The sequence below is a fragment of the Planctomycetota bacterium genome, from assembly GCA_026387035.1.
GTDB lineage: Bacteria > Planctomycetota > Phycisphaerae > FEN-1346 > FEN-1346 > JAPLMM01.
Genome location: JAPLMM010000217.1, coordinates 1 through 3065 on the forward strand (window position 1 = coordinate 1; position 3065 = coordinate 3065).

At 66.8% G+C, this 3065-nt stretch carries 4 protein-coding genes; 1 reads left to right on the forward strand and 3 read right to left on the reverse strand.

The annotated features are described in order from the left end of the window. The coding region (locus NTX40_07655; protein MCX5648954.1) for a GNAT family N-acetyltransferase at positions 1-138 on the forward strand (138 nt) is incomplete at its 5' end. 91 nt (positions 139-229) lie between these two features. Here the strand turns inward: NTX40_07655 and clpX are convergent. From clpX to NTX40_07670, 3 genes are read right to left on the reverse strand one after another with little or no spacing between them, the layout of a single operon-like run. Beyond that, the gene (clpX, locus tag NTX40_07660; protein MCX5648955.1) at positions 230-1507 is read right to left on the reverse strand and encodes an ATP-dependent Clp protease ATP-binding subunit ClpX; all 1278 of its coding nucleotides are present in this window, start codon (positions 1505-1507) and stop codon (positions 230-232) included. Beyond that, positions 1494-1922 carry an SHOCT domain-containing protein gene (locus tag NTX40_07665; protein ID MCX5648956.1) on the reverse strand — a complete coding sequence of 143 codons (429 nt, stop codon included), beginning with the start codon at positions 1920-1922 and terminating at the stop codon, positions 1494-1496. Before NTX40_07665 ends, clpX begins: the two co-directional genes overlap by 14 nt. A 2-nt stretch (positions 1923-1924) precedes the next feature. Next, on the reverse strand, positions 1925-2965 hold the full coding sequence (locus tag NTX40_07670) for an NAD(P)-dependent glycerol-3-phosphate dehydrogenase (GenBank protein ID MCX5648957.1): 1041 nt from the start codon (positions 2963-2965) through the stop codon (positions 1925-1927). Positions 2966-3065 lie beyond the last annotated feature (100 nt).

Below are 3065 nucleotides of genomic sequence, written 5' to 3' on the forward strand. Positions count from 1 at the left end.
AATCCCGCCTTTTTCAAGCGCCTCGGCTTCGTGCCCGTCGCCAAGGAAACCCTTCCTCACAAGATTTGGGCCGACTGCGTCAAGTGCCCCAAGTTCCCCGACTGCGACGAAGAAGCCGTCGCCATTGACTTGGCGTAACGGCCGCTGATCAGCAAACCGCTTGCGTCCTGCCGGGTGCCCTCCGCTTTAGCGAGTGAATTGTGGGGAACCGTATCCCGTGGGGGGTGTCTTACGCGCTTTCGCGGAGCGGCTTGCCTTCCGCCAGCAGGTCCGCTTCGCCGCGGACCACCGCTTCGGTCACCGTATAGCGGAAGCCTTTCGGCCGGTTCGGCAACTCGAACATCGGGTCGAGCATCAGGTTCTCGATGATCGCCCTCAGGGCCCGCGCGCCGGTATTGCGTTTCATCGCTTGCCGCGCGATCTCCCGCAGCGCCCCTTCCGTGAACGCCAGTTCCGCCTCCTCCATCTCGAAGAACTTCTGGTACTGTTTTACGAGGGCGTTCTTCGGCTCCGTCAGGATGCTGCACAGCGCGTTCTCATCGAGCGGCATCAGGGGGCAGATGATCGGCAGCCGGCCCACCATCTCCGGAATCATCCCGAACGCGATCAGGTCTTCCGGGATCACCTGGTCCAGCACTTCCCGCTGCCGCTCCTGGCGGTCGCCGGTGCGGTGCTGGCCTTCCTGGAACCCGATCGTCGAGTGCCCGATTCGCCGCGCCGTGATCTCTTCCAGCCGCTCGAACGTCCCGCCGCAGATGAAAAGGATGTGCGTCGTGTCCATCTGGATGTATTGCTGCTCGGGGTGCTTGCGGCCGCCCTGGGGCGGGATGTTGGCGATTGTTCCCTCGAGCATCTTCAGCAGCGCCTGCTGCACGCCTTCGCCCGAGACGTCGCGCGTGATAGAAACGTTCTGCATCGTCCGCCCGATCTTGTCGATCTCGTCGATGTAGAGGATGCCCTGCTGGGCCGACTCCAGGTTGTAGTCGGCCGCCTGCAGCAGTTTCAGCAGCAGGTTCTCGACGTCCTCGCCGACGTAGCCCGCCTCCGTCAGGGTCGTCGCGTCGCCGATGGCGAACGGAACGTTCAGGATGTGCGCCAGGCTCCGCGCAATCAGCGTCTTCCCGCACCCCGTCGGCCCGATCAGCAGCAGGTTCGACTTCTCCACCTCCACATCGTCGTCGCCCGTCTCCGTTATGCTCAGACGCTTGTAATGGTTGTGCACCGCGACCGAGACGGCTTTCTTCGCGTGTTCCTGGCCGATGACGTACAGGTCCAGGAAGTCCTTGATCTCCCGCGGCGTGGGGATTCGGCCGAGCGCCGTCCGCGGCCGGCGCGTCCGCCGGCGTTCCTCGCGCGCGGCCGAGTGCGCCACCTGCACGCAATCGACGCAGATGTACGCCCCGCGCGTGCCCTCGAACAGCGGCGCTCCTTCCGCCTGTCTCCGGCCGCAGAAACTGCACGTCGGGACCTGACGCGGACCTTTGGATCCGCTGTTATCCTTGGCCATTCGCCTCGCTCCTCCCCGGCCGCCCGTCTCGCCACGTCGAGTCGCCTGTGGCGACCGGGCCGCCTGATGGGTTTATCGGGCGTTCGGGGGGCGTTTCTTCAGATTCAGCGGTTTTCGCCTTGAACGCCTCGGCATTCGCACCGCTGGCCGGCCTCGCGCCCGTCATGATACCACGAATCCGCTCGTATTCCTCCTGACTAATCTTGCCGGCGTCGCGCTGCCGCTCGAGCGTCTCCAGGTCCAGCCCGCCGGTGGCGTTTCCGCGATTCTGTGCCCGCTGGCTCCAGTAGCGCACGATCGTCAGGACGAGAAACAGCGCCCACAGCGCCGCCACCGCCAGCACCGTGAACACCATCAACCGGCCGAAGTCCGGCGACTCAAAAACGGGGTTCAGCGGCGCTTCCGCAACTGGCATAACTACGTCTCCGACGAGTCCGGTTTGGCAGTCGCGGGCGCGGCCGGCCGCTCGGCCTTCGGCCGCCGGCTCATCAGGTCCGCCAAAGCGTCCGGCGCCGGCTTCCCCTCAAACAGCACCGCGTACACCTCCTGCGTGATCGGCATCTCGACGCCTTCCCGCGCCGCCAACGCCACCACGCTCCGCGTCGTTTCGACGCCCTCGGCACAGGCACCGCCCATCTCCGCCAGCACCTCTTCCAGCCGTCGGCCACGACCGATCTCTTCGCCCACGTGATGGTTCCGGCTCAGGGGCGAGGCGCACGTCGTCACCAGGTCCCCCAGGCCCGCCAGACCCGCGAACGTCTCCGGCCTCGCCCCGAGCGCCGCCCCCAGCCGCGTCATCTCCACCAGGCCCCGCGTCACGAGGGCCGCCTTCGCGTTCGAACCCAGTTCCAGGCCGTCGCAGATCCCCGCCGCGATGGCCGTAATGTTCTTCAGCGCCCCGCCCAACTCCACGCCCACCAGGTCGTCGTTCGTGTAGATTCGGAAATGCGGCGTCGCGAACGCGTTCCGGGCGGCCTCGGCGTCTTTCGGGTCGCGCGACGCCACCACCACCGTCGCTGGCAGCCCCGCCGCCACCTCGCGCGACAGGCACGGTCCCGAAAGAACCGCCAACCGCCCCGGCCCCGTCACCGCCTGAATCACCTGGCTGGGCCTCAGCAGCGTTTCCCGCTCGATGCCCTTGACGACCGAGACGTACAGCCCGCCGGAGGGAAGGGCATCCCGCACCCGCTCCAGCACGCTCCGCAGGTGCTGCGTCGGGACGGCAATCACCACGAGGTCCGCCCCCTCGCACGCCTTGCGCGCGTCGGTCGAGACCGCAAAGCCGTCTGGCAGGCGGAAACCGGGCAGGAACCGCTTATTCTCCCGCTCCCGCCGAATGTCCCGGGCGTGTTCCTCGAACGCCGACCACATCTGCACCCGCCGGCCGTTCGAGGCCAGAAGGATTGCGCTCAGCGTTCCCATCGCCCCGTCGCCGATGATGGCAGCGCGTGTGCCCATTCCGACCTTTCCTTTGCCCGCCGGTAGGCTATCGGGTTTGGATTGCGGTGTCCAGATAGTGATACAGTGTATCGCGGCGCACGGGGGTGCGTCCGGCCCG

What these genes read in the sequence shown, in the direction of transcription:
- NTX40_07670 (MCX5648957.1), bottom strand. Translation starts at nt 2,965, where the DNA reads ATGGGCACACGCGCTGCCATCATCGGCGACGGGGCGATGGGAACGCTG.
- NTX40_07665 (MCX5648956.1), bottom strand. Translation starts at nt 1,922, where the DNA reads ATGCCAGTTGCGGAAGCGCCGCTGAACCCCGTTTTTGAGTCGCCGGAC.
- clpX (MCX5648955.1), bottom strand. Translation starts at nt 1,507, where the DNA reads ATGGCCAAGGATAACAGCGGATCCAAAGGTCCGCGTCAGGTCCCGACG.